Origin of the sequence: Streptomyces sp. Je 1-4 4N24, from assembly GCF_026239515.1 — a bacterium.
Lineage (GTDB): Bacteria > Actinomycetota > Actinomycetes > Streptomycetales > Streptomycetaceae > Streptomyces > Streptomyces nigrescens.
The window spans coordinates 4,578,015-4,602,751 of sequence record NZ_CP110836.1; the positions used below are offsets into that span (position 1 = coordinate 4,578,015).

Annotated in this window: 24 protein-coding genes and 2 pseudogenes; 13 read left to right on the top strand and 13 right to left on the bottom strand. The window is 70.9% G+C overall.

Annotated elements, in window-relative coordinates; translation table 11 throughout:
• Positions 1-291: 291 nt before the first annotated feature.
• Positions 292-516 carry a DUF5326 family protein gene (locus tag SLV14N_RS19830; RefSeq protein WP_263270463.1) on the bottom strand — a complete coding sequence of 75 codons (225 nt, stop codon included), beginning with the start codon at positions 514-516 and terminating at the stop codon, positions 292-294.
• A 225-nt stretch (positions 517-741) separates the two neighbouring features.
• The gene (locus SLV14N_RS19835) at positions 742-1,059 is read right to left on the bottom strand and encodes a cupin domain-containing protein (protein ID WP_208682337.1); all 318 of its coding nucleotides are present in this window, start codon (positions 1,057-1,059) and stop codon (positions 742-744) included.
• A 48-nt stretch (positions 1,060-1,107) separates the two neighbouring features.
• Between SLV14N_RS19835 and SLV14N_RS19840 the strand changes: the two genes are divergently transcribed.
• The 5 genes from SLV14N_RS19840 (at position 1,108) to SLV14N_RS19860 (ending at position 5,014) form a co-directional block, all read left to right on the top strand.
• Positions 1,108-1,485, top strand: a complete 378-nt coding sequence (locus SLV14N_RS19840; protein ID WP_127152078.1) for a phage holin family protein — start codon at positions 1,108-1,110, stop codon at positions 1,483-1,485.
• Between the two features lie 3 nt (positions 1,486-1,488).
• Positions 1,489-2,157, top strand: coding sequence for a low molecular weight protein-tyrosine-phosphatase (locus SLV14N_RS19845; RefSeq protein ID WP_263270466.1), 669 nt, complete (start codon positions 1,489-1,491; stop codon positions 2,155-2,157).
• Complete coding sequence (locus tag SLV14N_RS19850; RefSeq protein ID WP_263270467.1) at positions 2,154-3,281, top strand: cystathionine gamma-lyase; 1,128 nt, start codon at positions 2,154-2,156, stop codon at positions 3,279-3,281. Before SLV14N_RS19845 ends, SLV14N_RS19850 begins: the two co-directional genes overlap by 4 nt.
• Before the next feature lie 308 nt (positions 3,282-3,589).
• Entirely contained in the window at positions 3,590-4,486 is an 897-nt protein-coding gene (locus tag SLV14N_RS19855) for a LysR family transcriptional regulator (protein ID WP_208682344.1), read from the top strand.
• Between the two features lie 48 nt (positions 4,487-4,534).
• Positions 4,535-5,014: an NUDIX domain-containing protein gene (locus SLV14N_RS19860; protein ID WP_018092145.1), complete on the top strand. Its 480-nt coding sequence runs from the start codon at positions 4,535-4,537 to the stop codon at positions 5,012-5,014.
• A gap of 44 nt (positions 5,015-5,058) precedes the next feature.
• On the opposite strand, the gene SLV14N_RS19865 is transcribed toward SLV14N_RS19860, so the two are convergent.
• From SLV14N_RS19865 to SLV14N_RS19875, 3 genes are all read right to left on the bottom strand, one after another.
• On the bottom strand, positions 5,059-5,994 hold the full coding sequence (locus SLV14N_RS19865) for a pyridoxamine 5'-phosphate oxidase family protein (RefSeq protein ID WP_263270469.1): 936 nt from the start codon (positions 5,992-5,994) through the stop codon (positions 5,059-5,061).
• Positions 5,995-6,043: 49 nt separating this feature from the next.
• The gene (locus tag SLV14N_RS19870; RefSeq protein ID WP_263270471.1) at positions 6,044-7,876 is read right to left on the bottom strand and encodes a globin domain-containing protein; all 1,833 of its coding nucleotides are present in this window, start codon (positions 7,874-7,876) and stop codon (positions 6,044-6,046) included.
• Positions 7,877-8,326: 450 nt separating this feature from the next.
• Positions 8,327-8,962 carry an HAD family phosphatase gene (locus tag SLV14N_RS19875; RefSeq protein WP_263270472.1) on the bottom strand — a complete coding sequence of 212 codons (636 nt, stop codon included), beginning with the start codon at positions 8,960-8,962 and terminating at the stop codon, positions 8,327-8,329.
• A gap of 198 nt (positions 8,963-9,160) precedes the next feature.
• On the opposite strand from SLV14N_RS19875, the gene SLV14N_RS19880 reads away from it, so the two are divergent.
• Entirely contained in the window at positions 9,161-9,718 is a 558-nt protein-coding gene (locus SLV14N_RS19880) for a DUF2269 domain-containing protein (protein WP_263270473.1), read from the top strand.
• Positions 9,719-9,736: 18 nt separating this feature from the next.
• On the opposite strand, the gene SLV14N_RS19885 is transcribed toward SLV14N_RS19880, so the two are convergent.
• The gene (locus SLV14N_RS19885) at positions 9,737-10,174 is read right to left on the bottom strand and encodes a heme-binding protein (RefSeq protein ID WP_263270474.1); all 438 of its coding nucleotides are present in this window, start codon (positions 10,172-10,174) and stop codon (positions 9,737-9,739) included.
• Between the two features lie 86 nt (positions 10,175-10,260).
• Entirely contained in the window at positions 10,261-11,481 is a 1,221-nt protein-coding gene (locus tag SLV14N_RS19890; protein ID WP_263270476.1) for an MFS transporter, read from the bottom strand.
• A gap of 132 nt (positions 11,482-11,613) precedes the next feature.
• On the opposite strand from SLV14N_RS19890, the gene SLV14N_RS19895 reads away from it, so the two are divergent.
• Both SLV14N_RS19895 and SLV14N_RS19900 read left to right on the top strand, forming a co-directional pair.
• The gene (locus SLV14N_RS19895) at positions 11,614-12,141 is read left to right on the top strand and encodes a MarR family winged helix-turn-helix transcriptional regulator (protein WP_208682358.1); all 528 of its coding nucleotides are present in this window, start codon (positions 11,614-11,616) and stop codon (positions 12,139-12,141) included.
• A gap of 79 nt (positions 12,142-12,220) precedes the next feature.
• Positions 12,221-12,673 (top strand): GNAT family N-acetyltransferase, encoded by a 453-nt coding sequence (locus tag SLV14N_RS19900; RefSeq protein ID WP_127152067.1) that lies wholly within the window; start codon positions 12,221-12,223, stop codon positions 12,671-12,673.
• Between the two features lie 33 nt (positions 12,674-12,706).
• Here SLV14N_RS19900 and SLV14N_RS19905 read toward each other — a convergent pair whose 3' ends face one another.
• A complete protein-coding gene (locus SLV14N_RS19905; RefSeq protein ID WP_263270477.1) occupies positions 12,707-13,453 on the bottom strand; it encodes a TetR/AcrR family transcriptional regulator in 747 nt (248 codons plus the stop codon).
• Between the two features lie 91 nt (positions 13,454-13,544).
• On the opposite strand from SLV14N_RS19905, the gene SLV14N_RS19910 reads away from it, so the two are divergent.
• Positions 13,545-14,441, top strand: a complete 897-nt coding sequence (locus tag SLV14N_RS19910) for an NmrA/HSCARG family protein (RefSeq protein WP_263270479.1) — start codon at positions 13,545-13,547, stop codon at positions 14,439-14,441.
• 202 nt (positions 14,442-14,643) lie between these two features.
• Here the strand turns inward: SLV14N_RS19910 and SLV14N_RS19915 are convergent, their stop codons facing one another.
• From SLV14N_RS19915 to SLV14N_RS19930, 4 genes and pseudogenes are all read right to left on the bottom strand, one after another.
• The gene (locus SLV14N_RS19915; protein ID WP_263270480.1) at positions 14,644-15,789 is read right to left on the bottom strand and encodes an alanine--glyoxylate aminotransferase family protein; all 1,146 of its coding nucleotides are present in this window, start codon (positions 15,787-15,789) and stop codon (positions 14,644-14,646) included.
• 92 nt (positions 15,790-15,881) lie between these two features.
• Positions 15,882-17,145, bottom strand: a pseudogene (locus tag SLV14N_RS19920) (serine hydrolase domain-containing protein).
• 139 nt (positions 17,146-17,284) lie between these two features.
• Positions 17,285-19,261, bottom strand: a complete 1,977-nt coding sequence (locus SLV14N_RS19925) for a MerR family transcriptional regulator (RefSeq protein WP_263270481.1) — start codon at positions 19,259-19,261, stop codon at positions 17,285-17,287.
• 117 nt (positions 19,262-19,378) lie between these two features.
• Entirely contained in the window at positions 19,379-20,353 is a 975-nt protein-coding gene (locus SLV14N_RS19930) for a GlxA family transcriptional regulator (protein ID WP_263270483.1), read from the bottom strand.
• Positions 20,354-20,495: 142 nt separating this feature from the next.
• On the opposite strand from SLV14N_RS19930, the gene SLV14N_RS19935 reads away from it, so the two are divergent.
• From SLV14N_RS19935 to SLV14N_RS19950, 4 genes and pseudogenes are all read left to right on the top strand, one after another.
• Positions 20,496-21,461 carry an NADP-dependent oxidoreductase gene (locus tag SLV14N_RS19935; protein WP_208682374.1) on the top strand — a complete coding sequence of 322 codons (966 nt, stop codon included), beginning with the start codon at positions 20,496-20,498 and terminating at the stop codon, positions 21,459-21,461.
• Between the two features lie 116 nt (positions 21,462-21,577).
• Positions 21,578-22,084 carry an HAD domain-containing protein gene (locus SLV14N_RS19940; protein ID WP_263273222.1) on the top strand — a complete coding sequence of 169 codons (507 nt, stop codon included), beginning with the start codon at positions 21,578-21,580 and terminating at the stop codon, positions 22,082-22,084.
• A gap of 9 nt (positions 22,085-22,093) precedes the next feature.
• Positions 22,094-22,171: pseudogene (locus tag SLV14N_RS19945) on the top strand (DNA-binding protein); the annotation flags it as partial.
• A 245-nt stretch (positions 22,172-22,416) separates the two neighbouring features.
• Positions 22,417-23,142: a dienelactone hydrolase family protein gene (locus tag SLV14N_RS19950; RefSeq protein ID WP_263270484.1), complete on the top strand. Its 726-nt coding sequence runs from the start codon at positions 22,417-22,419 to the stop codon at positions 23,140-23,142.
• A gap of 81 nt (positions 23,143-23,223) precedes the next feature.
• On the opposite strand, the gene dnaB is transcribed toward SLV14N_RS19950, so the two are convergent.
• The gene (gene dnaB, locus SLV14N_RS19955; RefSeq protein ID WP_208687993.1) at positions 23,224-24,681 is read right to left on the bottom strand and encodes a replicative DNA helicase; all 1,458 of its coding nucleotides are present in this window, start codon (positions 24,679-24,681) and stop codon (positions 23,224-23,226) included.
• Positions 24,682-24,737: the final 56 nt, after the last annotated feature.

Genomic DNA, 24,737 nt, shown 5'->3' on the forward strand with positions numbered 1-24,737 from the left:
CTCGCCTCACCCGGGGCTTTCCGGAACGCCATCGTCCGGAAGACGCCTGCGATCGGCACTCTAACTCGGCGGAGGGGGGCGGAAGACCGAAAGCCGGGGGAGTCACCCTGCCCGCGCACCGTTGAGCGGGGCTGTGCGGGCGGGGTTCGACAGCGGACCCAACTGCGTCATGACGAGGTGCATTTGGGGTGCTTTGCGGGGTGAGCTGTTCGGCGAGCATCGCCGAGCGGGATCATGGCTGCGGCGACCGCCGGTGGTCGGGTCCCGGCGGTCGGTCGCGACGGCTGTGACTTACCAGTCGCTCTTCGACGAGGAAGAGGACGAGCCGCTCGCCCTGCGGACGAGGTAGACGACTCCGGCGATCAGGGCCGCCGCGATGAGGACCTTGAACAGCACGCCGATCAGGAAGCCGAGCGCGGTGGCGATCAGTCCGCCGAAGACGACGATCAGGATGACGGGCACCACGACCCAGGTGACCCACCACGGAAGCCCTGCGAATATCCCCTTACCGGCCACTGCTCTCCCCTGCTTTCTGTCTGTCGCGCTGCCGTTGTCCGTACCGCGCTATCTGTCTGCCGCGCTGTGATCGCGCTGATGGCACCGTCCGCGTGCTGCGTGTCTGCCGCCTCACGCCTCAGATTTCCCTTCACCAACGATGCTAGGACGCGGATCACGGCCGTGGGGGCTCCGCAGCCCCGGTCCTCCCCTGACCCGTCCCCTACGGGTCCCGGGGCCCGGCCCTTAGCTCTCAGGAGGAGAGAAGACCACCATCACCCGGAGGTCCTCGCTGATGTGGTGGAACTTGTGGGGCACCCCGGCCGGCACATAGACCACACTGCCCCGCGCCACCGACTGTGTCTCCTGCCCGACGGTGATCGCCGCCCGGCCGCTGACCACGAGATACACCTCGTCCTGGGCATGCGGCTGCTGTGGATCGACGCTGCCGGCATCCAGCGCATAGAGCCCGACCGACATGTTGCGTTCCCGTAGGAACTGCAGATACGCACCGTCGTTCGCGGCCCGCTCCGCTTCCAGCTCTTCCAGTCTGAAAGCCTTCATGCCGATCGCACCCCTCGATGATTCAGACTCGTCTGCGACGATCTCACCATGAAGCATTTTCTGGTCAAGACGATCGCCAATGCCGCGGCGCTTGCCGTGGCCATCTGGCTGCTCAAGGACATCACGCTCACCGGTGAGAACACCGGCCGCCAAATACTGACACTGATCCTCGTCGCGCTGATCTTCGGACTGGTCAATTTCCTGGTCAAGCCCGTGGTGAAGCTGCTCTCGTTCCCCCTGTTCATCCTCACGCTCGGCCTGATCACGCTGGTCGTGAACGCGCTGATGCTGCTGCTGACCTCCTGGCTCGCCGGCAAGGCCGATCTCGCCTTCCATGTGGACGGCTTCTGGACGGCACTGCTCGGCGGCGTGATCATCTCCATCGTCGCCTGGGCGATGCATGTGGTCCTTCCCGACGAGGACTGACCCTTGACCGCTCCCTTCCGCATCTGCTTCGTCTGCACCGGCAATATCTGCCGGTCGCCGATGGCGGAGTCCGTCTTCCGCGCCCGCCTCGCGGAGGCCGGGCTCGACGGCCTGGTCGAGGTCGACAGCGCGGGGACCGGCGGCTGGCACGAGGGCGATGGAGCCGACCCGCGCACGGTCGCCGTACTGCGCGCGGGCGGCTATGAACACGCTCACACCGCCCGCCAGTTCCATGCCTCCTGGTTCGACCGCCTCGACCTGGTCATCGCGCTCGACTCCGGCCATCTGCGCGAGCTGCGGCGCCTGGCCCCCACCGCGCGGGACGCCGCCAAGGTCCGCCTGCTGCGTGCGTACGGGACGGGCCCGGCGACGGAAGCGACGGCGGACAGCGGCTCGGCCCCGGTGTCCGCCCCCGCCTCCGCCCCCGCCTCCGACATGGATCCCTCCGACCTCGGTCTCTTCGACGATCTCGACGTACCCGATCCGTACTACGGGGGCTTCGAGGGCTTCGAGGAGTGCCTGGAGATGGTCGAGACAGCGAGCGAAGGCCTGCTGGCCGCGGTCCGCGCCGCCCTCCCGGGCCGTACCGTCGTCACGGCCCGCGCCCCCGAGCACGACAAGCGGCGCGCTGCCCGGGAACCGGATCAGCCGCAGCAGAAGGAGAGCGCATGACCGGCGACGGCACCCGCGCCGTACGAGCCGGGCTCCCGGAGCCCGAGGCCTATGAGCCGACCCTCCCCGGGCCGGTGTTCGCGGCCCACTACCACCTCCCCGGCGATGCCGTCGGCCCCTACACCTACGGCCGCGACGCCAACCCGACGTGGACCCGTCTGGAACAGGCCATCGGCGAGCTCGAATCGCCGGAGGAGAGCGCCCATACCGTCGCCTTCGCTTCCGGGATGGCGGCGATCACCGCGGTCCTCTTCTCCCAGCTGCGCTCCGGCGACGCGGTGGTCCTCCCCAGCGACGGCTATCAGCTGCTGCCTGCCGTCCGCACGCGTCTGGAGAGCTACGGCATCGAGGTCCGTACCGCGCCGACGGCAGACGACGCACAGCTCGATGCGCTGGACGGCGCCCGGCTGCTGTGGATCGAGACGCCTTCCAACCCTGGCCTCGACGTCTGCGACATCCGGCGGCTGGCCGACGCGGCGCACCGCCGGGGCGCCCTGGTCGCCGTCGACAACACCCTCGCCACCCCGCTCGGCCAGCGCCCGCTCGACCTCGGCGCGGACTTCTCGGTGGCCAGCGGCACCAAGGCGCTGACCGGCCATGGCGACGTCCTGCTGGGCTATGCCAGCACCCGCGATGCCGCGCTCGCCGATTCCGTACGGCTGTGGCGCAAGACCGTGGGCGCCATCCCGGGCCCCATGGAGAGCTGGCTCGCGCATCGCTCCCTCGCCACCCTCGCGCTGCGCGTCCGCCAGCAGTCGGCCGGTGCACTGGCTCTGGCCGCGGCGCTGGCGGACCGCCCGGAGGTCACCGGCCTGCGCCACCCCGGACTGCCGTCCGACCCGTCCCACGAGCTCGCCGCCCGGCAGATGCGCCCGGGACGGTTCGGCTCCGTGGTGTCCTTCGTGCTGCCCGACAAGTCCTTCGCCGAGCGGTTCCTGGCCGCGCTGACCTTGGTGGACGATGCGACGAGCTTCGGGGGCGTACGGTCCAGTGCGGAGCGGCGGGCCCGTTGGGGCGGAGACGCGGTGCCGGAGGGCTTCATCCGCTTCTCGGTCGGCGTCGAGGAGCAGGAGGATCTGATCGCGGATGTCCTCCGGGCGCTGAACGTGGCCGCACAGAACTGACCGGACAACCAGGATTGACCACACCATCGGGACGAGTCGAACAAGCGGAGCGCGCCACCAGGTCCGGCACGCCTGAAGACGTAAGGAAGGCCGGCAGGGTATCCCCCCTCGTCACCCTGCCGGCCTGCGGTTCCCATGGCCCCGAGTCCACGCGTTTCACGTGAAACCAGATGTTCCACGTGAAACCAACCGCTCGAACAAGGCTAGTTGACCGAGCGTCAGTGTCCAATCACGCTAGCGACACATCCCTATCGACAAATTTATAGTTGGCCCGCGACCAGGCTTCCGAGGGGCGCAGGAGGTATGCGATGGATCTGGCTCTGCTGCGCACCTTTGTCACGGTGCACCGGGCCGGCTCCTTCACCCGCGCCGCGGCGTTACTCGGCCTCTCCCAGCCCGCGGTGACCAGCCAGATCCGGGCGCTGGAACGCCAGTTGGGCCGTCCGCTCTTCCTCCGGAACGCCCGCGGTGTCACCCCCACCACCATCGGCGACGAACTGGCCCACAAAGTGGCGCCGCACCTGGACGCGCTCACCGAGATCACCGAGGCAGGTCTCGACCGGGACTCCGTCACCCGCACTCTCCATCTCGCCGGCCCCCCGGAGTTCCTCACCGAGCGCGCGCTCCCGGCGCTGACCCCGCTGATAGCCCAGGGCCTGTCCATCCGCACCGCCTTCGGGCCCGCGGAGGAGATGCTGACCGGTCTGGCGGCCGGTCACCACGATCTGACCGTCACCACGACCCGGCCGCGCGGCGGACTGCTCACCGCCACACCGCTGTGCGACGAGGAACATGTACTGATCGCCGCGCCGCACTGGGCGGCCGATCTGGGCGGCCCCGGAGCACTGCAGGCCGGTGGCGTCCGCCTGCTGGACCCCGTACCGATCGTCGAGGTCCACGAAAGTCTGCCGCTGATCACCCGCTACTGGTCCGCGGTCTTCGACGCCAAGCCCACGGCCTCCGCCGCCGTGATCGCCGGCGATCTGCGGGCGGTGCTGTCCTGTGTCGCGGCCGGCGCGGGGCTCGCCGTACTGCCCCGCTATCTGTGCGCCGACGCGCTGGCCGGCGGCGACGTCCTCACCCTGCTCGACCCGCCGGTGCCCCCGCTGCGGACCTACTTCCTGGCCGTACGGACCGGGACGCTCGGCCTGCCGCACATCGCGCGGGCGCATGAAGGCCTGCTGCGAACCGCTGTCGACTGGTGACCGAGGGGCGAGGGTTTCACCAGGCCGTGACTGCGGCATCTGTCCCCTATGAACGAACGGCCAGTCGTCAAACGCACCGCCCGCGCGATTCTGCTCGACGGCGCGGACCTCGTTCTGATCAAGCGCACCAAGCCGGGCCGGGCCCCGTACTGGATCACTCCCGGCGGCGGCGTCGAGCCCGAGGACGCCACCGTCATCGACGCCCTCCACCGTGAGCTGGACGAAGAGCTGGGCGCCAAGATCAAGGACGTGGTGCCGGTCTTCGTGGACACCGTCGAGCACTTCAGCGACGGCGGGGTGGACGGCGTGAAGGTCCAGCACTTCTTCGTCTGCCGGCTCGACTCGATGGACCTCACACGGCGGCACGGCCCCGAGGTCGAGGAGCCCTGCGGGGACTACGACATCGTGCGGGTGCCCTTCACCCGCGTCGGCATCGCCTCCGTCGAGGTCGTACCGCTGTCGCTACGCCACTACCTGGACGGCAACATCGAGGGCGTGCGGGCCATGCACGCCCCCGACCTGGGCTGAGCGGACCGCCCAGCCACCGCACCGGCCGCTGCGGCAGCGCCGGGTCAGCCGTCGCGCCGGTCGAACCATCCACGGAATTCGGCCTCGTCCTCGGACGGGCGACGGGGCTGGGCGCGGGCGAGCACCCGCTCCACCCGGTCGAGGAATTCCGCGTTCAGCTCCTCCACGAAATCCCCCCGGCCGGAGCCACCGGGCCCGGCGCCGTACGCGGGCTCGGCCCGTGCGGCACGGTGCACGCCGACCTGCTCGGGACCGCCGCCGTACACCGGGGCCGCGCCCTGGTAGGCAGCGTCACCCGTGTCCTCGTGGAGTCCGCCCCTAAGGTGCTCGTTCCGGCGCTCCGCGCGCCGGAACGGCGGCCGCTCACTCGCCTCGGCAGCCGCGCCGAAGAAGTCGCCGCCCTTGCGCTTGCTGTCGTCGGTGCCCCATGCCCGCGCCCCACGCTGCTGTGCCGGGACCTTCTGCAGATGCGGAATGTGCTTGGCACAGTGGATGTACGCCTCTTCGATCTCGACCGTGACCCACAGCTGGGCGCGCCGCCCGGGAACCGGGTCGACCGGCAGACCGGCGTGCTGCGCCCGCATCTCCTCGTCCAGGACGACCCGCGCGCGGCCGTTGATGTGCAGCCCGATGCGGTCCCGGGTGAAGTCGATCAAGAGGATGCCCAGGCGCGGGTTCTCCGAGATATTGCCGATGGACGCCATGACACCGTTTCCACGGTATTCCGGATAGGCCAGCGTCCGGTCGTCGAGCACCCGGACGAACCCCGGCGGGCCGGCCCGGAACGTCGAGTCGCATTCGCCGTGCCGGTCGGCCGTGGCCAGGAAGAACATCTCCTGCCGGGCCACGAACTCCTGCATACGGACATTGAGATGGTCCAGGACCTGATCCCCGTAGAAGCGTTCGGCGCGCTCGGTCGTACCGAGTCTCTGCTGCACCAAGTGCTCGCCGTCGCTCCCGGGGCGTTCCTGCCGCGGCATACCCCACCCCTCCCCTGTCGGACCGAATTCGCCCTGTGCTGCCAAGACGTCAATCTCCTGCCGAGACCAGCTCTTCTATGGAGTCGTGCCGTATGCGGTCGGTCGGGATGCCGACTCCCACCAAAGCGTCCACACCGCTGCGGATCAACCCTGGCGGCCCGGAAAGGAAGGCGTCGTATTCCCGGAACGGTCCGTATTGCCGTACTGCGTCCGGAAGTTGTCCGGTTTCGCTGCTCGTCCCGCCACGCGCCGCCGGTCCGGTGGCGACGACCGGGCGGACGGAGAGCCAGGGGTGGGTCTGTTCCAGCCGCAGCATGGTGTCGAGGTCGTAGAGATCATGGTCGCTTCGGGCGCCGTAGAAGACCTCGACAGGACGCCGGACACCGTGTTCCGCGACATCCTCGACCAGCGCCTTGATCGGCGCGATGCCGGTGCCGCCGCCGACGCACAGCAGACCGCTGCGCGTCGTGTGGTCCACGGTCATCGAGCCACCGGGGGCACCGAGCCGGATGACATCGCCGGGGCGGGCGCGATGGACCATGGCGTTGGAGACCCAGCCGGCCGGGACCGCCTTGACATGGAACGAGAGCAGACCGTCCGAGCGGGGCGCGGAGGCGAAGGAGTAGTGCCGCCAAATACGTGGCCACCAGGGGGTTTCCACGCTGGTGTACTGCCCGGCGAGGAACGGGTAGGGCTGGTCGGGGCGGACCGTGACCACCGCGATGTCGGGCGTACGCAGCTCGTGCGAGACGACCTCGGCCTGCCACCAGGCGGGAGCCACGGCCTCGTCCTCGGCGGCCGCGTCGATCATGATCTGCGAGATCGCCGTGTAGGCGCGCACCCAGGCGGCCTGGGCCTCCGGCCCCCAACTGGACGTCGCATAGCGCGCGAGCGCGCTGAGCAGACATTCGCCGACCGCCGGGTAGTGGTCGGGCTGGGTGCCGTATTTGCGGTGCCCGCGGCCGAGGTTCGAGAGGTACGCGGTGAGCACATCGGCGTCGTCGACATGCTGGGCCGCGGTGAGCAGCGCCTTGAAGAGCCGGTCGCGCTGGGTGTCCATCGAGGCGGGGAACAGCGCCCGCAGGTCGGGGTACTGGACGAAGAGCAGCGCGTAGAAGTACGAGGTGACCTTGTCGGCCACGGGCTCGATCTCCGCCATGGTGCGACGGATGAGAACCGCGTCGGGAGAGGCGGGGCTCGCGGAAGAGGCCGAAGCGGTCAGGGCGTCGAGGGAGGGCTCCGGCGCGGGAGCGGCGGCACGGGCCTTGGGGGTGAAGGCAGAGGGCGCGGGGGCCACGCTCTGGGCGGGCGGTGCCGGGGCGGCGCTTCCCGCGGCGCGCGCCGATTCGTGTACGGGCTCGGGCTCCCGGCCGCGGACGGACTCGCGCTCCCAGGGCGGCTGACCGTCCCGGACCGGCTGACGATCCCAGGAGGGCTCGGCCTCGCGGCGCGGCGGTGCGTATGCCGGGGCGGCGTACCCGGAGGCGGCCGCGGTCTGCTCGGGGTAAACGGGGGCGGTGGGTGCTCCGCCCGCTTCGTGCCGCGACTGCGGAACCTGCGACGGCTCCGTCTCGCGCTCACGCGCGGCGGCGGTGCCTACCGGCCGGATCGGATTGACCGGCCGACTGGGTATGCGTTCCCGGTCGTTCCGCTCGTCTCTCTCGTTCCGCTCGGTGTGATCTCTGTGGTCACCGCGGTCGGGGTGCGCACTCCGGTCGTCCGGTTCGGCCCGGCCGTCCTGGCCTTGTTGCCGCTCCTGGCTGTTTTGCCGCTCCTGTTGTTCTCCGGAGGACTTCTTCGCCGGCGGAGTGAACCAACCCCAATCGCCACTGCTCCCGCCGGAAGAGCCGTTATCGGCCGACGTAGTGGTCGGAGCGTCCATGGTCTGCCTCGCCTCGAACGTCTTTCGGTCGTCTTCGCACTTCCGTGGATCGGAACTGCCCGGAATTCCCCCGCCCTGCCCCGGAATTCTTCATCGACTCAAGAGATTCCGGCAACATCCTCCAAAGCGGACAAATCTTACTTCCCTGCGACAAGGTGGAACAGATGCCATGTCAGCAGCATGCCACTCCTCCTCATCACGATGGACAAATAGTCGGAAGTCCGGGTGTCACGGGCCGCTTCGCCGCTAAGCTGACGAGCTTTACCCGCCCTTCGCGCAGCCCCGGAAGCCCTCACTCCGCCAAGCCGGACTCGACCATACCGGCAGTAGTTGAAACCACAAGTCCTGATCTTGGAACACTCCGCGCGGCCCTTCCGATAACAGTGATCCTCCCCACAGAGTGCATTTTCAGCGCACACAGCGGACGAATCCTCCGCGGAAAGTCCGGAATTACTGACCAGTACGCACCAGCTCGTATGCCTCGCGCAGATCACCTCCCACATACGCATATGAGGCCAGGCCGCTGACATGGTGATCCGCATTCACGGCCACCGACTGCGGAACCACCGCGAACAGTTCGGTGTCCGACTGGGAGTCGCCGTACGCCACACAGTCGGCCCGGGTCAGCCCGTACTGCACACAGAGTTCATCCGCGATACGTACCTTCGCCGCCGAGGTGAGGATGCCGGCCGGCTCCACCGCCTGCCGGATCGGCACCGCCGGCCAGCGGGAACCGTGCGCCGCGTCGGCGCCCCAGGTCAGCAGCCGTTCCACAAAGAAGGCCGGGGACAGGGAAATCACCGCGCACCGTTCGCCACGGGCCCGGATATCCGCCCAGACCTCCCGGATTCCGGTCAGCCAGGGCGCACCGTCGAAGGCCGCGGCCACCTGAAGTTCGGTCAGCTCGGCGGCCCACAGCTCACATGCCCGCTGGGCGAACTGCACGGGCGTCAGCGCACCCGCCGCGAATCCGCGTTCCAGCTCGCCGATCTCCCGGTCCAGCCCGAGCTGCCGGGAGATCTCGATCGCGGCCGCGGACCCGTAGAGCAGGGTCCCGTCCATGTCGAACAGATGCAGCTTGCTCATGGCCCCGGAGCCTAGGGCGCCCGTCGACGGGAAGCACGGGCGGGAGGGGGTATAGGTGCAACCGGGTTCTTACGACCCCAAATCCGACAAGGTGAGCGCCTCTCGGCGCCGTGGCTCGGGTACCTACTCAAGGCCGCGTACGCCCGGATACTCCCGCCGTCAGATGTACCGCGCGACGCGAGGCGGGACCGTGGCGGTATGCAGCAGCTCAGCCGCCCCGCCCGCCGGGCCGTCCTCGTCGTTCATGTCGCCGTATCCGTCAGCTGGCTCGGACTGACCCTCGGCCTGCTCACCCTCGGCATCACCGGCTACACCACCGGCTCCCCCGAGATGACGACGGTCGCCTACCGGGCGATGAAGATCTTCGGTGACTGGCTGGTCCTCCCCATCGCCTTCGCCTCGCTGGTCAGCGGGCTGGTGCTGTCCCTGGGCACCGTCTGGGGGCTGGCCCGGCACCGCTGGGTCCTCGTGAAGTTCTGGCTGACGCTCGTCACCGTGCTGCTGTCGGTCTTCTCGCTCCGGCCCGGCATCAACCACCTCGCCGCCGAGGCCGCCGCGGGCACCCCGGCCCCCGACATCAGCCTTGTCGTCGCGCCGGCGGTCGCCACGGCCACCTATCTCTTCGTCACCGCGATCTCCGTCCTCAAGCCCTGGGGGCCGACCGCACGCGGCAGGCGACTGCGCGAGGCGCAGTCGGCCGAGGCCCACGCCGGCCGGGCACGAAGGAGCGGCATCAAGGGCGCGGGCGTCCGCTAGCGGAGGGCGGGGCCGGGGTCAGCCGAGCTCGGCCTCCGCTATCGCTGCGGTGACGATCCGGTGGTCCTGGTCGGGGGCGCCGCCGCCGAAGCCGAGCGCACCGATCAGCCGGCCGTCCCGGTGGAGCGGCACACCGCCCGCGATGAAGAGCAGCGGCCGGTCCAGCGCCGTGGGCAGCGTGTGGAAGATCCCGTCGGGGCGTACGAGGTCGACGAGGTCGGCGGTCGGCGCGTCCAACTGCAGGGCGGTGTACGCCTTGCGGGTGCTGGTCTCCCCGGAGATCAGCACGGCCGTGTCGTCCCGCCGGAAGCCGAGCAGCTGACCGCCCGCATCCAGAACGGTGACGCTGCCCCGCACCCCGAGGCCATCGGCGGCACGGACGGCGGCCTCGATCAGGGCATCGGCCTCGCGGATGGTGAGGGGGCGGACGGTGGGGGTGACGGTGGTGGTGCTCATGAGGGTGGTCCTTTGGGTGTGGTGACGCCGGCCGCGCGGGTGGTGCGCGGAGTGCCGGTGCGGAGGGTGCGGTACGGAAACGGCCGTCAGCCGTGTGCCGCCGGTACGGGCTCGTTGGCGACGACGCCGGGTCCGCCGGCGGCCACCACCTGGCCATGGCTCGTCTGACGCCGCTCCAGGACGGAGGCGAATATCGCCACTCCGAGCGCCGCGACGGTCATCAGCGCACCGACCCAGTTGGGAGCGGTGTAGCCCAGGCCGGCCGAGATGACGATCCCGCCGAGCCAAGCGGCCAGCGCGTTGCCGAAGTTGAAGGCCGCGATGTTGCCGGCCGAGGCCAGGGTGGGTGCCGAGGCCGCCTGGTCCATCACCCGTTTCTGCAGCGGCGGCACGGTGGCGAAGCCGAAGATGCCGATCAGCGCGATGGTGACGGTGGCGGCGGTCTTGTCGTGCGCGGTGAAGGTGAACGCGGCCAGCGAGAGCGCCAGACCGGTCAGCGACACAAACAGTATCGGCATCATGGCGCGGTCGGTGAAGCGGCCGGAGACCAGGTTTCCGCCGACCATGCCGAGACCGAAGATGGCCGTCAGCCAGATCACGGAGGACGGTGCGAAGCCGGTGACCTCGGTCATCATCGAGGCGAGGTAGGTGACGGCCGCGAAGACGCCGCCGAAGCCCAGGATCGTCATCAGCATCGCGAGGCCGACCTGCGGGTTGCGGAACACCGCGAGCTCGCTGCCCATGGGAGAGGCCGCCTTTGCCCGCTGCGCGGGGACCAGCTTGACGATCCCCAGCAGGCCGATCACACCGAGCGCGGTGATGGCGTAGAAGGTGGCGCGCCAGTCGAAGTGCTGGCTGAGCATGGTGCCGGCCGGTACGCCCACGACGTTGGCGACGGTCAGACCGCTGAACATGAGCGACAGGGCGGTGGCGCGCTTCTGGGGCGCGACGAGGTCGGCGGCCACCAGCGCGCCGATACCGAAGAACGCGCCATGCGTGAACGCCGCCACGATCCGCCCGGCCAGCATGATCCCGAAGTTGGGCGCGAGGGCCGTGAGCAGATTGCCCACGATGAACAGGCCCATCAGCAGTATCAGCATCTGCTTGCGGGTGAAGCGCGTGCCGAGAGCGGTCATCAGCGGCGCGCCGATGACCACGCCGAGGGCGTAGAGAGTGGTCGCGTATCCGGCGAGGGGGATGGAGACACCGAAGCCGGCCGCCATGTCGGGCAGCAGGCCCATGACCGCGAACTCGGTCGTTCCGATCCCAAAGGCACCGATGGCAAGCGCCAGGAGTGCGAGAGGCATGACGGATCCCTTTCAAATCATTGCGTCCGTCCCTTACGAGCGTCCACAATAATTGCAGACGCGGGCTATTGCAAGCGCCGTATATTTCGGAGGTGGCCTATCCTGGTTGATGCGGCCATGAGGAGGTCTTCGATGACGCAGCAGACACGGGACAAGCGGGAGACGCAGAAGGCGGCGGTCCCGCAGTCGGCAGCGGCCGAGCCCGGCTGCCCGCCGGCCGAGCCCCCCGGGCTGGCGCAGGGCTGGTGCGCCCTGTCCGCACTGCACGGCCGCATCGAGTCACACATCGAGCGCGCGCTCCAGACCGCTCACGACCTCAGCGTCCGGGAGTTCTCGGTCCTCAATGTGCTCAGCGAGCAGCACGACGGACCGGGCGGTCATCTGCGGATGCACCAGGTCGCGGACTCCGTCGTCCTCAGCCAGAGCGCCACGACCCGCCTGGTCACCCGGCTCGAGGAGCGCGGGCTCCTCTCGCGCTATCTGTGCCCCGACGACCGGCGCGGCATCTACACCAACGTGACGTCCGATGGCCTCGCGCTCCTGGTGGAGGCCCGGCCCACCCACGACGGCGCACTGCGCGAAGCCCTCAAGGACGCCGCGCAGCGCCCCGAACTGGCACCCCTGGTCACCGCCGTCGAGACGCTCGCGCCGCCGGAGTGACGCCGGCGGGCGGATGAGGGACGGGCGGCAGGGCCGCCTGCCTGCCGCCCCCGCGATCACACGGCATAAGGTCGCGCCCATGAGCGATATCGAGATACGCCGCGCGACCGAATCCGATCTCCCCGCCATCGTCGCGATGCTCGCCGACGACCCCCTGGGCGCCACCCGCGAGTCACCGGACGATCCGGCTCCGTACCGCGCCGCGTTCGAAGCGCTGGCCGCCGACCCGCAGCAGCACCTGGTCGTGGCCGTCCGCGCGGGGCGGACGGTCGGCACGCTCCAGCTCACCGTCATCCCCGGCCTGTCCCGGCGCGGCGCCACCCGCTCGATCATCGAGGGCGTACGGATCCACCGCGACGAGCGCGGCGGGGGTCTCGGCACCCAGCTCATCGAGTGGGCGGTCGCGGAATCCCGCACGCTCGGCTGCCAGATGGTGCAGCTCACCTCGGACGCGACCCGCATCGACGCACACCGCTTCTACGAGCGCCTCGGGTTCGAGGCATCGCACCTGGGCTTCAAGCTCCCGCTCTGAGGAGCGGTCCGGCCGGCACCCGGCCGTGCCTGATCACGTCTGGCGCGTACGCTCCCGCGCTCGGTGTGCCTTCTGCCGGCAGGCACCACCGCAGTAGCGCGCGGGCCGGCCCGTGCGCGCCGCCGCGATCGCCGCACCGCACACCCCACACTGCGATTCGTTACGTTTCACCGGCTCCGTTTCGAGTTCCGTTACAGCTCGCTCCGTCCGCAGCGCATCACACATCAGCGCCGCCATCCGGCCCAGAGCCCCGCCCTCGGAACCGCTTCCCGGCACGGCCCGCTCCATCGAAAGACAGCCGACCAGCAGCGCTCTGAGATCCGCTATCCCGACGTCCTGCCGTACGGTGCCCGCCTCTTGAGCCCTCCTGAGCAGGACTTCCAGTGCGTCGTCGAAGTCCTGTCCGACTCCTGGACACGGCTCGAAGCGGCCCGCGCCGGCCGCCTCCAGCGCGTCACACAGCGCCTTGTTCCGTACCGCGAGCCGTACCACCGAGGACAGAAAGCGAAAGAAGACCGGACCGGGATCCGGGACCTCGGCCAAGTCCCTTGCGGTGTCGGTGAACAGCTCGATCCGGTCCACGATCGTCGCCCTGAACAGGGCTTCCTTGGAAGGGAAATGGCGATAGACGGTCCCGGCGCCGACCCCGGCGCGGCGCGCGATCTCGCCGAGCGGTACCCCCAACCCCTGTTCCTCGAAGGCGGATCGGGCCGCCTGGAGCACCAGCGCCCTGTTGCGCCGCGCATCCGCACGGGAGGGCGTCACACCACCGTCCGTCACTGCCGGGCCTCCTGAGAAACGATTGACACCGGGTCGGCGCTCCGGAATTCTAACCGGGTCGGTTGTTCCGATTCCATAGGAGGGTTCCAGCATGATCGTTAATGGCTTAATCGTCGCGGTGGCCGGATCCACGGGACAGCAGGGCGGCGCGGTGACCCGCCGACTGCTGGCGGACGGCTGGACCGTGCGGGCGCTCACCCGCGATCCGACGAGCCCCGGAGCTCGCGCCCTGGCAGGCGCCGGCGCGGACGTACGAGCCGTCGACATGGCCGACCCCGCTGCGCTGAAGCCCGCGCTCGACGGCGCCTACGGCGTCTTCAGCGTCCAGCCTGCCTCCGGAGCCCCGGGTACGCCACCGGACTACTCCTGGCAGGACGAGATCGCCGCGGGCCGCAATGTCGCCGACGCGGCCGCCTCCGCGGGCGTACGGCACCTCGTCTACGCCTCCGCCAACAGCGCCCAACTCCGGTCCGGCATACGGATCCTGGAGAACAAGTGGGCCATCGAGGAGCACATCCGCGAGCTCGGGATATCCGCCACGGTGCTCCGCCCCACCTCGTTCATGGAGAACTACCTCCACCCGGTATGGGGCCTGCAGGACCGCACCCTCACCACCGCCCTGGCACCCGACATCCCCCAGCAGCTCATCGCGCTGTCCGACATCGGCGCCCTGACCGCGCTCGCCCTCATGGAACCGGACCGACTCGCCGGACGGGCCCTGGAGCTGGCAGGTGACGCCCTTACGCCCCCGCAGATCGCCGAGGCCATCAGCCGCGCGACCGGGCGTACGGTGCCCTATGTCCGTATGCCGATGGAGACGCTCCGCGAGCTCAGCCCGGATGCCGCCGAGGGCCATGAGTGGCTGAACGACCGCCGGGCCCGTGGCGCGGACATCGACGCACTGCGTGCCCTCCACCCGGACCTGATCTCCTTCGACACATGGCTGGAGCGCGACGGCGCACGGCAGCTGAAGCGACTGCTCGCCTGACGACATGCCGCCGACGCTCTCGGATAGCTCGGCAGGCTCATGTTTCGCGTGCTCCACAGCATCGCGTCATGGACAACGCCCCCTGCGTACAAGGGTGTTTCACGTGAAACGACGCCACTTCCCGGCATACGCGTGGGGTCGTGTTTCACGTGAAACACGACCCCACATCGACAACGCGCCTACAGCCAGGCGCCCGCTCGGCTCAGCCGGCGACCACCGCGTCCCACGCCGCGCCCGCCGCCTGGGCCGCGCCCTCGGCGTCCACGGACACTCCCAGGGCACGCAGCCCGCCCGCCAGCGCCACCAGGGAGGCCGTGACCACCGCCCGGTCGGCGGCGCGGCCATAGTGGTTCACCCGGATCATCTGCTTGGCGAGCGCGCCCGCCGCGGCCTGCACCGGCACCGCAGCGTCCACCGCGACCGCGGCGGTCACGATCTCCCGGGCGTCCACTCCCTCGGGCGCACGGAGCGTCGTGGCAACCGGTGCCGCGTCCTCCTCGCGCACGACATACGGAGCGAGCCCGCCCAGCGCCCGCACACCGGCCCGGGTCGCCGCGGCCGCCGCCCGGTGCCGGGTGAGGGTCGCCTCCAGCCCCTCGGACTCCAGACGGTCCGCGGCCTGCTCCAGCGCGAGCATCTCCAGCTGCGCCGGAGCATGCGGAAGTGCGGTGCGTCCGCCGTCGATCCAGCGCTCCTTCCAGTCCAGCAGCGAGAGGTACGAGCGCCGCGGAGCCTGCTCATTGGCGGCGATCCGCTCCCAGGCACGGTCGCTGACCGACACCACCGATACCCCGGCGGGCCCGGCCATCGCCTTCTGCCCGCCGATCACACAGAGGTCCACGCCCCACTCGTCGGTGAGCAGCGGCTCGGCGCCCACCGACGCGACCGCGTCCAGCATCAGCAGCGCGCCGTGCTCCCGCACCACCGCACCGATCTCGGCCACGGGGTTGGTGTTGCCGGTGGCCGCCTCGGCGTGCACCAGGCTCACGAAGTCGATCTCGGGGCGCTCGCGCAACGCCTCCGCCACCTGCTGCGGGGCGACCGCACCCGTGAACGGCGCGGTGAGGGTGACCACCTCGGCCCCGCAGGAGCGCAGCCAGCCGCCGAAGGTCTCGCCGTACGGACCGGTGACGATGTTGAGCGCGGTGCTGCCGGGCCGCACGGCCGAGCGGATGCAGGCCTCCAGGGGCAGCAGCGCCTCGCCCTGCATCGCCACGACATCGCCACGGGTACGCATCAGCGCCCCGACCTTGTCCTCGATCCGCGCGAAGCGGGCGGCGGTGAGCGGCGGCAGATCGAGCAGGTCCGGGGCGGCGGAGTTCGCGGTCGGGTCAGACACAGCAGTCACGGGGCCTTCCAGCGGTAGCGAGCCGGCTCGGCGCGGCTCCTGACATCTGGACCGACTGTACGTCCGCGCGCCGCACACCTGCCGTGCAGGCCTCAGACCCGCCAACCCTCCGGATCCACCCGGCCGGGCACCGGCGCCGACGGCTCGTAGGGACCGCGGGTGAACACAAAGGTGCCGAGATCCAGATGGCTCACCGCACCGTCCCGGTCCCGCCTCACCCGGAGTGAGCTCCAGCCCGCGCTCGGCCCGCAGCCGCAGCGCATGGGGGTTCGCGCCCCAGTACCAGGGCCCGGTCAGCGCCAGCAGCTCCGGATCCAGCGGCCCGGGAAGCGGACGCCAGGGCTCGGGGATCCGGGGCTCGTGCGCGAGGACGATCCCGGTGAGATCGGCGGCGAGAGCCCCGGCCGCCGGGCCCGAGGTGCAGTTGGTGAGGACGACGCCGGCCACGTCCTCCTCCGCATCGGCCCACAGCGCCGCCAGGAACCCGGGCATCGAGCCCTGGTGCCCGACCAGCAGCCGCCCTTCCCGCCGCAGGAGCTGCACTCCCAGCCCGTACCCCGCATCCCAGGTGCCGCTCTCCGGCGGTACGGCCGGTGTGCGCAACTCCGCCAGACTCGCCGCACCGAGCACCCGCGCATCGCCCCTCAGCAGGAACGCCGCCCACCGGCACAGGTCCTGGAGCGTCGACCACAACTGCCCCGCCGGGCCCATCAGGCCGGTGTCCTCGGCCGGCTCCGGCAGCAGCGCGTCAGCCCACGGGTGCACCGCCCAGCCACTCGCGTACGGCTTCTCCGGCCGCGGCGTCGTACGGTCCATGCCCAGCGGTTCCAGCACCTCGCGCCGCAGCACCTCGTCCCACGGGACACCGTCCCGCAGCCGTTCCACCAGCGCGCCGAGCAGTGCGTAGCCGACGTTGGAGTAATGGTGCCGCCCGGCGGGCAGCCGCTGTGGGCGCTCCTCGAAGAGGTCGGCCGGCGCGGGCCGCAGCTCGCCCGCGGTCCGCTCCCACCACGGCCCGCGTGGCTCGGCGGCCAACCCCGCGCTGTGGGAGAGCAGTTGCGCGATCGTCGCGTCCGCCACCGGAGTGCCCTCCAGATGCCTGCCGACCGGGTCCTCCAGCCGCAGCAGCCCCTCGTCCCGCAGCCGCAGCACCAGCACGGCGACAAAGGTCTTGGTGAGCGAACCGATCCGGTACTGCACATCGCCGTGCGGTACCTCCCCCGCCACCGCGCCCCGGCCCCCGGTCCACACCGCTCGTCCGTCGCGGACGACCGCACCCGTCATCGACGGCGCGCGCCCTTCGGCCTGCCCGACCGCCAGCCGGTGCAGCAACGCCCGCCGTGTCTGCGGCAGCAGCTGCGCGAACTCGTCGGGTGTACCGACCGCACCCGGTCCATGGCCGACGGGCTCGGGACGGGGAAACTCCGTGGACTGTGCGATGGTCATGGCGCTCCTCAACAGCGGATCCGACTCGGCCGGCCCCATCCTCGCCGTCTCACCGCAGCGCTGCCGACCCGATCACCGCTCCGAGTTCGGCCTGTTCGTCCGCCGGCAGCCGGCGGGCCGCATGCACCATGTGCAGCGCGGACCGCAGCCGTATGCGGTCCGCGGCCGTTCCGAGGTATCCGAGGTAGGCAGGGAGCGCCAGTCCCAGTGCCATGAGCTCGCCCCGCGCACACCACCGCGACACCAGCTCCCGCACCCGCCCGTCGACCACCTCGTCGAGGCTCCGCGGCACCACCTCCGCACCGGCTCCGTCCTCCCCCGCCGAGTCCTCGCGCGCACCGGCCGTGTCCCGCAGACCCGCCGCGATCGCAAAGCGGTTCCAGTCGCCGTACTGGCCCTCGGGGGCCTGCTCCACCCGCTCCGCGGCGCGCACGAAATGCGTATGCGCCAGGGCCGGCCGGCTGAGCTGCCGGCAGGCGTGCCCCATGTTCAGGTGCAGCGACGCATAGAACCCGGCCACCCGCTCGTCCCCCACCCGGTCGGCGCGGTCCAGGCACTCCTGGTTCCAACGGAGCGTCTCCTCGGGCGAGTTCTGGTGCCGTGCGAGGTAGTGCGCGGCGATGCATGCCTCGTAGTCATCGGCAGCGCTGTCCCAGGCCTGCTGGAAGAGTGCGCGTGCCGCACCGGCCCGTCCCTCCGCCTCGGCCTGCATCCCCGCCACGCACAGGCGCACCACAGACAGTTCCGGATCCACCGGTCCGCTCCCCTCATCCGTCCTCAGTCGTCGGTCGGGTGACATCAGCCGTCGGTGCGCCCGGCATCGGAGACGTCCGCCCCGGCACCCTCGCGCACCGGCATCACCAGCGTCGTGAAACTCCCCTGGTCGGCGGAGCGGACCAGGACGGGCCGGTCCGGCGCAGCGATCTCCAGCAGCACATCCGGCCCCACCCCGGCCTCCAGCGCGGGCACCAGTACGGCCGGATCGAAGGCGATCCGCAGCCCCGGGCCCGGTGCGCACCACCCGCATCCGGACGGGTTCCCGGCCCCCGCCCGTCACCTCCACCACCGGCCCTGCCGCGAGGTCTCCCGCGTCTCCCGCCGTGTCCGGAACCATCGAGCCACCCGAGTCCGCCGCGTCCCCCTGCCCCGCACCGACCGACAACGACACCGGCCCCGCCCGCCCGGTCACCGCGTCCCGCAGCCCCACCCGGTCGACGATCACCCGATGCCGCCCCGTCTCCAGGCCCTCCAGCATCAGCCGGTAGTCCGGAAACACACCGGGCTCCTCACCGCCGCTCCGCCCCTGGCCGGCGCCCTCCGGCACCTCCCGGCGGTCCGCCCCGCTCCGCAGCCGGGCCCCCGCCGCTTCTGCCGCGCACTCGATGTCGACCGTCACCTGCCGTACGGCCCACTCCGCCAGGCTCCGCGCCGTATCCGCGGCGATCAGCACCCGTCGCGGACCGCCCTCGAACCCGTCCGGCCGCAGCACCCGCACCGCCAGCCGATAGCGGTCCGTCGCCACCCAGCGCACCTCGCCGTCGACGAGTTCCAGCAGCACACAGCCCAGCACCGGAAACTCCTCCCGGGCCGCCCCGGTCGCGGCCGCGGGCGCCACCTGCCGTACCGCACTGGCAAGTTCGGCACCGCCGATCCTCGCCCGTGCCCGGATCCCACGGTGCTCCGGGGCGCCGGACGCCTCCCGCAGGAGCCCTTCCACCACGGCTCGCGCCTCGTCCGCCGTCCGTCGAGTGCGCTCCAGGTGGGCCCGCAGAACGTCACGCGCCGCGTCCTCGGGACCGTCCAGCACCACCGCGGCATCCACCAGCGGTAGCCCCGCCGCACGCAACTGCCGTAGCTTCACCGCCCGCGGCGCCTGCCCCGCCCCGTAGCGGCGGTACCCCGTCACGGCATCCACCCGCGCCGGCCGCAGCAGCCCGCAGTCGTCGTAGAACCGCAGGGCACTCGACGTGAGCCCCACCCGGCGCGCGAAAACGCCGATGGTCAACAGCTGTTCGGTGTCGTCCATGGGCGCGATTGCGGAGCTTCGACCAGCCTGAAGGTCAACACCGGGAAGGCGGCCCCTAGCTGCTCATACGGGCTGCCGCGCGGCGGGTCCGTATGCGGCCCGCCGCGGGGCGCCGCTTCAAGCGGTCAGCGCAGCGGCGCTCCGGAACGTTCGCCGGTAGGCCAGCGGTGCCACCCCCACCGCACTGTGCAGATGCTGGCGCAGGGAGGTCCCGGTGCCGAAGCCCGCGTGATGGGCGACGAGGTCGATCGGCCAGTCCGTGGTCTCCAGCAGATGCCGGGCGCGCTCGATGCGCTGTCCGGCGAGCCACTGACCGGGGCTCATCCCGACCTCGTCGCGGAAACGCCGGGTGAGGGTGCGCACGCTGACCCGGGCGTGCGCGGCGAGATCGGTCAGGGTGAGGGGCTCGCCGAGACGCTCCAGGGCCCAGGCGCGGGTGGCGGCGGTGCCGCCACCCGAGGACTCCGGCACGGGCTGCCGGATGAACTGGGCCTGTCCGCCGTCCCGCCAGGGCGGCACCACACACAAGCGGGCCACCTCATTGGCGACGGCACCGCCGTGGTCACGGCGCACGATGTGCACACACAGATCCACCCCGGCGGCCGCGCCGGCCGAGGTGAGGACATCGCCGTCGTCGACGAACAGCACATTGGGGTCGACGCGGACGGTCGTGAAGAGGTGCTGCAGCTGGGTGGCCTCACGCCAGTGTGTGGTGGCCGGCCGGTGATCGAGCAGCCCGGCGGCGGCCAGAACGAAGGAGCCGGTGCAGATGGCCACCATCCGGGTGCCGGGCCGGACCCGCTCCAGCGCCGCCCGTAGATCATCGGGCAGCAGGCCGCCCTCGCGGAGCGTGGACTGCCCATGGGAGGGCGGGATGACGACGGTGTCGACATCCGCAAGTACGGAGGCGTCCTCGGCGACCGCGATGTCGTAGTCGGCCTCGGTGCGCACCGGGCGCCCGTCCAGGCTGCAGGTGACGACGGAGTAGAGCGGCTCGCCGGTGGCGCTGCACGCGGCACCGAAGATCCGCGCGGGAATCCCCAGCTCGAAAGGGACGACCCCGTCCAGGGCGAGAACACCGACGCGATGCATGACCCGATTCTTTCAAACATTGGCCATCTGGACACCGCCGGGCGCCCGGCCGCCGCGGAAAGCTGGCAGCACCTCGGGAAACGCGGCCGCCGGGCGGCGCGCAGACCCGCTCCCCGCCATAGGCACGTACGAAGGAGACACGATGTCCGAGACCGGGACCCCGCAGATGCGGGCCGTCAGCCAGGACACCGCCGGAGGCCCTGAGGTCCTCAAGGTGATCACGACCGACCGGCCGGTGCCCGGCCCCACGGAGATCCTGGTCCGGGTGCATGCCGCGGGCGTCAATCCGGTGGACTGGAAGACGCGGGCCGGCGGCCGGTTCCTCACCGGCAGCGAGCCGCCGTTCATCCTGGGCTTCGATGTCTCCGGTGTGGTCGAGGCGGTCGGCCTCGGCGTCACCCTCTTCGCACCGGGCGACAAGGTCTTCGGTATGCCGCGCTTCCCGCACCCTGCCGGGGCCTACGCCGAGTACGTCACCGCCCCGGCGCGCCACTTCGCCCACCTGCCCACGGGCCTGGACCACATCCAGGGCGCCGCCCTCCCGCTGGCTTCACTGACCGCCTGGCAGGCCCTGGTCGACACCGCGCAGGTGCGGCCCGGCGCACGGGTGCTGATCCATGCCGCGGCGGGCGGCGTCGGTCATCTCGCGGTGCAGATCGCCAAATCCCGCGGCGCGTATGTGATCGGCACCGCCCGGCGGGCCAAGCATGACTTCCTGCGCGGTCTGGGCGCCGATGAGCTCATCGACTACACGGAGCAGGACTTCGCGACGGCGGTACGCGACGTCGACCTCGTGCTCGACAGCATCGCCGGCGACTACGGCGCCCGCTCGCTGCGCACCCTGCGCCCCGGCGGCTCGCTGGTCTCGATCCTGCCGCTGGACGACGCCTTCCCGACCGACCGGGCGCGCGAGGCGGGGGTACGCGCGGCGTTCGTCCTCGTCGAGCCCGACCGGGCCGGCCTGCAAGCCGTCGCCGAGCTGGTGAACACCGGAAAACTGCAGGTCAACGTCGACACGGTCGTCCCGCTCGAAGACGCCGCAAAGGCCCATGCCCTCGGCGAGACCGGCCGCACCACCGGCAAGATCGTCCTCACGGTCGCGCCCTGACGGCGGTCACTGCTCCGAGGCCCCTTCCCACCCCCGCGGCGACGGTGCTCCCGCCCGTGCCGGGCGCGTACGACAGCACCCTGACCGAGGGCGGGAAGGGCGGCTACCGTGCAATGGTGACCGGTTCTGACCAGCGTCCGCTCCTCTTTCTCGACGTCGACGGGCCACTCATCCCCTTCGGGTCGAGGCCGGACGGCTATCCGACGTATCGGACCGCCCCCACGGGGCCGGTGCCCGAGGGGACGCTGCTGGCCAGGATCAATCCCGCACACGGCCCCCGCCTGCTGGCGCTCCCGTGCGACCTGGTGTGGGCCACGACATGGATGTCCGCAGCGAACGAGTGCATCGCACCGCGGATCGGCCTGCCGGAGCTGCCGGTAGTGGCCTGGCCGGAGCCGTCCGACGAGGACGACCAGGGCGGCCTGCACTGGAAGACCTGCACCCTCGTCGACTGCGCGGACGGCCGGCCGTTCGTCTGGGTCGACGACGAGCTCACCGATGCCGACCGGGCCTGGGTGGCGGCACACCACCCGGGACGCGCACTGCTCCATCGCATCGACCCCCGGCAGGGCCTCACGGCCCCGGACTTCGCCGCCCTCGACGCGTGGTTGCGCGCGGGCTGACGGCCGGCCTGGCAGGAGGTCGCCGTCGGCCTGGGGCTCGGCACTCCGCAGGCCGCCCGGCAGCGCTACGAACGACTCATCGGCCGTACGCAACCGGCACGGAGGAGGAGAACGAGAACGGCTGAGACCGAGCGCCGAAGGACCGGGTTCCCGCTCGCCGAGACCGGCCGGACCCTTTCGTCGAGCGCCGGCCGCAGCCGTACGGGCAGCACCTCGCCTGCTCACAGACCGAGGCGGAGGCCCTGGCGCTCGACGGAGTACATTGCCCGCGCCGTTCTGCCCACGGTGAAGACCGGCCCGACCGGCCTCGCCAATCACTACAGTCCAGCCTCATGACGACGGTCACCACACACACGGTCGAATACCCGGCTGACGGCCTCACGATGATCGGGCACCTCGCGCTCCCCGCCGGTGTCGACCGCCGGCCCGCGGTCCTGATCGGGCCCGAGGGGATGGGTCTCAGCGATGTCGAGCGCCGCCGAGCGGATGCCCTGGCTGAGCTGGGATACGTGGCGCTGGCCTTCGACCTCCACGGCGGGCGCTATTTGGGGGACCCCGAGGAGATGCTGGCCCGTTGCATGCCGCTGCTCGCCGACCCCGACCGGATGCGGGGCATCGGCCATGCGGCACTCGATGTGCTGCGCGGCGAACCGCGGACCGACCCCGACCGGATCGCCGCTATCGGCTACGGCACCGGGGGCGCCATCGCGCTGGAACTCGGGCGCGACGGCGTCGACCTGCAGGCGATCGGAACGGTCAACGCACTGACCACGGGCCGACCGGGCGAGGCGGCGCGCATCCGTTGCCCCGTGTGGGCCGGGGTCGGATCGGAGGACCCGATCATGCCCGCTGAGCAACGGGACGCCTTCGCCGCCGAGATGCAGGCCGCGGGCGTCGACTGGCGCCTCGTGGTCTACGGCGGAGCCCTGCACGCCTTCCACCACCCACCGGTCGACCACCCCGCGCCCCCCGGCGTCGGCTACCACCCGCAGCACGCGCAACGGGCCTGGCGCGACATCGTCGACCTGCTCGCCGACTGCCTGCCCGTAACGGAGTGAGCCAGGGCCTCAGGACTGCCCTCGTCATGACATGACAGCGGAGAAAATGACGCGGAGCCGGAGAACCGGCAGTCCGGCCCCTTATGTCTGTGCCATGTCCACGAAGCGGGAGTAGTGGCCCTGGAACGCCACCGTGATCGTGGCCGTGGGGCCGTTACGGTGCTTGGCCACGATCAGGTCGGCCTCGCCGGCGCGCGGGGACTCCTTCTCGTAGGCGTCCTCGCGGTGCAGCAGGATGACCATGTCCGCGTCCTGCTCGATCGAACCGGACTCACGGAGGTCGGAGACCATCGGCTTCTTGTCCGTGCGCTGCTCGGGGCCACGGTTCAGCTGGGAGAGCGCGATGACGGGGAGTTCCAGCTCCTTCGCCAGCAGCTTGAGGTTTCGGGACATGTCCGAGACCTCCTGCTGACGGCTCTCGGCGCGCTTCGAGCCGCCGGACTGCATCAGCTGGAGATAGTCGATGACGACCAGCTTGAGCTCATTGCGCTGCTTGAGCCGGCGGCACTTCGCGCGGATCTCCATCATCGACAGGTTCGGCGAATCGTCGATGTACAGCGGCGCGGCCGAGACATCCGGCATCCGGCGCGCCAGCCGCGTCCAGTCCTCGTCCGTCATGCTGCCGGAGCGCATGTGATGCAGCGCGACCCGTGCCTCGGCGGACAGCAGACGCATCGCGATCTCGTTGCGCCCCATTTCCAGCGAGAAGATCACGCTCGGCAGATTGCTCTTGATCGAGCAGGCCCGCGCGAAGTCCAGCGCCAGGGTCGACTTACCCATGGCGGGACGGGCCGCGATCACGATCATCTGGCCCGGGTGCAGGCCGTTCGTCAGGGAATCCAGGTCGGTGAAGCCCGTCGGCACACCCGTCATCTGGCCCTGGCGGGAGCCGATCGCCTCGATCTCGTCGAGGGCGCCCTCCATGATGTCGCCAAGCGGAAGGTAGTCCTCGCTGGTCCGCTGCTCCGTGACGGCGTAGATCTCCGCCTGGGCGCTGTTGACGATCTCGTCGACATCGCCGTCCGCCGCGTATCCCATCTGCGTGATACGGGTGCCGGCCTCGACCAGGCGGCGCAGCACGGCACGCTCATGGACGATCTCGGCGTAATACTCGGCGTTCGCGGCGGTCGGTACCGACTGGACGAGGGTGTGCAGATACGAGGCGCCGCCGACCCGCGCGATCTCGCCGCGCTTGGTGAGCTCCGCGGCGATGGTGATCGGGTCGGCCGGCTCGCCCTTGGCGTACAGGTCGAGAATCGCCTGGAAGACCAGCTCATGGGCGGGGCGGTAGAAGTCTTCGCCCTTGAGGACCTCGACGACGTCCGCGATGGCGTCCTTGGACAGCAGCATGCCGCCGAGCACGGACTGCTCGGCGTCGAGATCCTGTGGAGGGACCCGCTCGAAGCCGCCGGTCCAGGAGCCGCCGTCGTCCTCGCGTTCCTGCCGGTCGCCGCGGCCGCGGCCCTTGCCCTCGCCCCGTCGGGAACGGGCGGCCGGCAGCAGGTCGCTGGGACCGGAGTCCGCCCAGGGGTCTTCCATGGGCTCGGGAATGCTCACCCCGGCACCTCCTCCCGTCCGCGACGCGGACCTTGCTG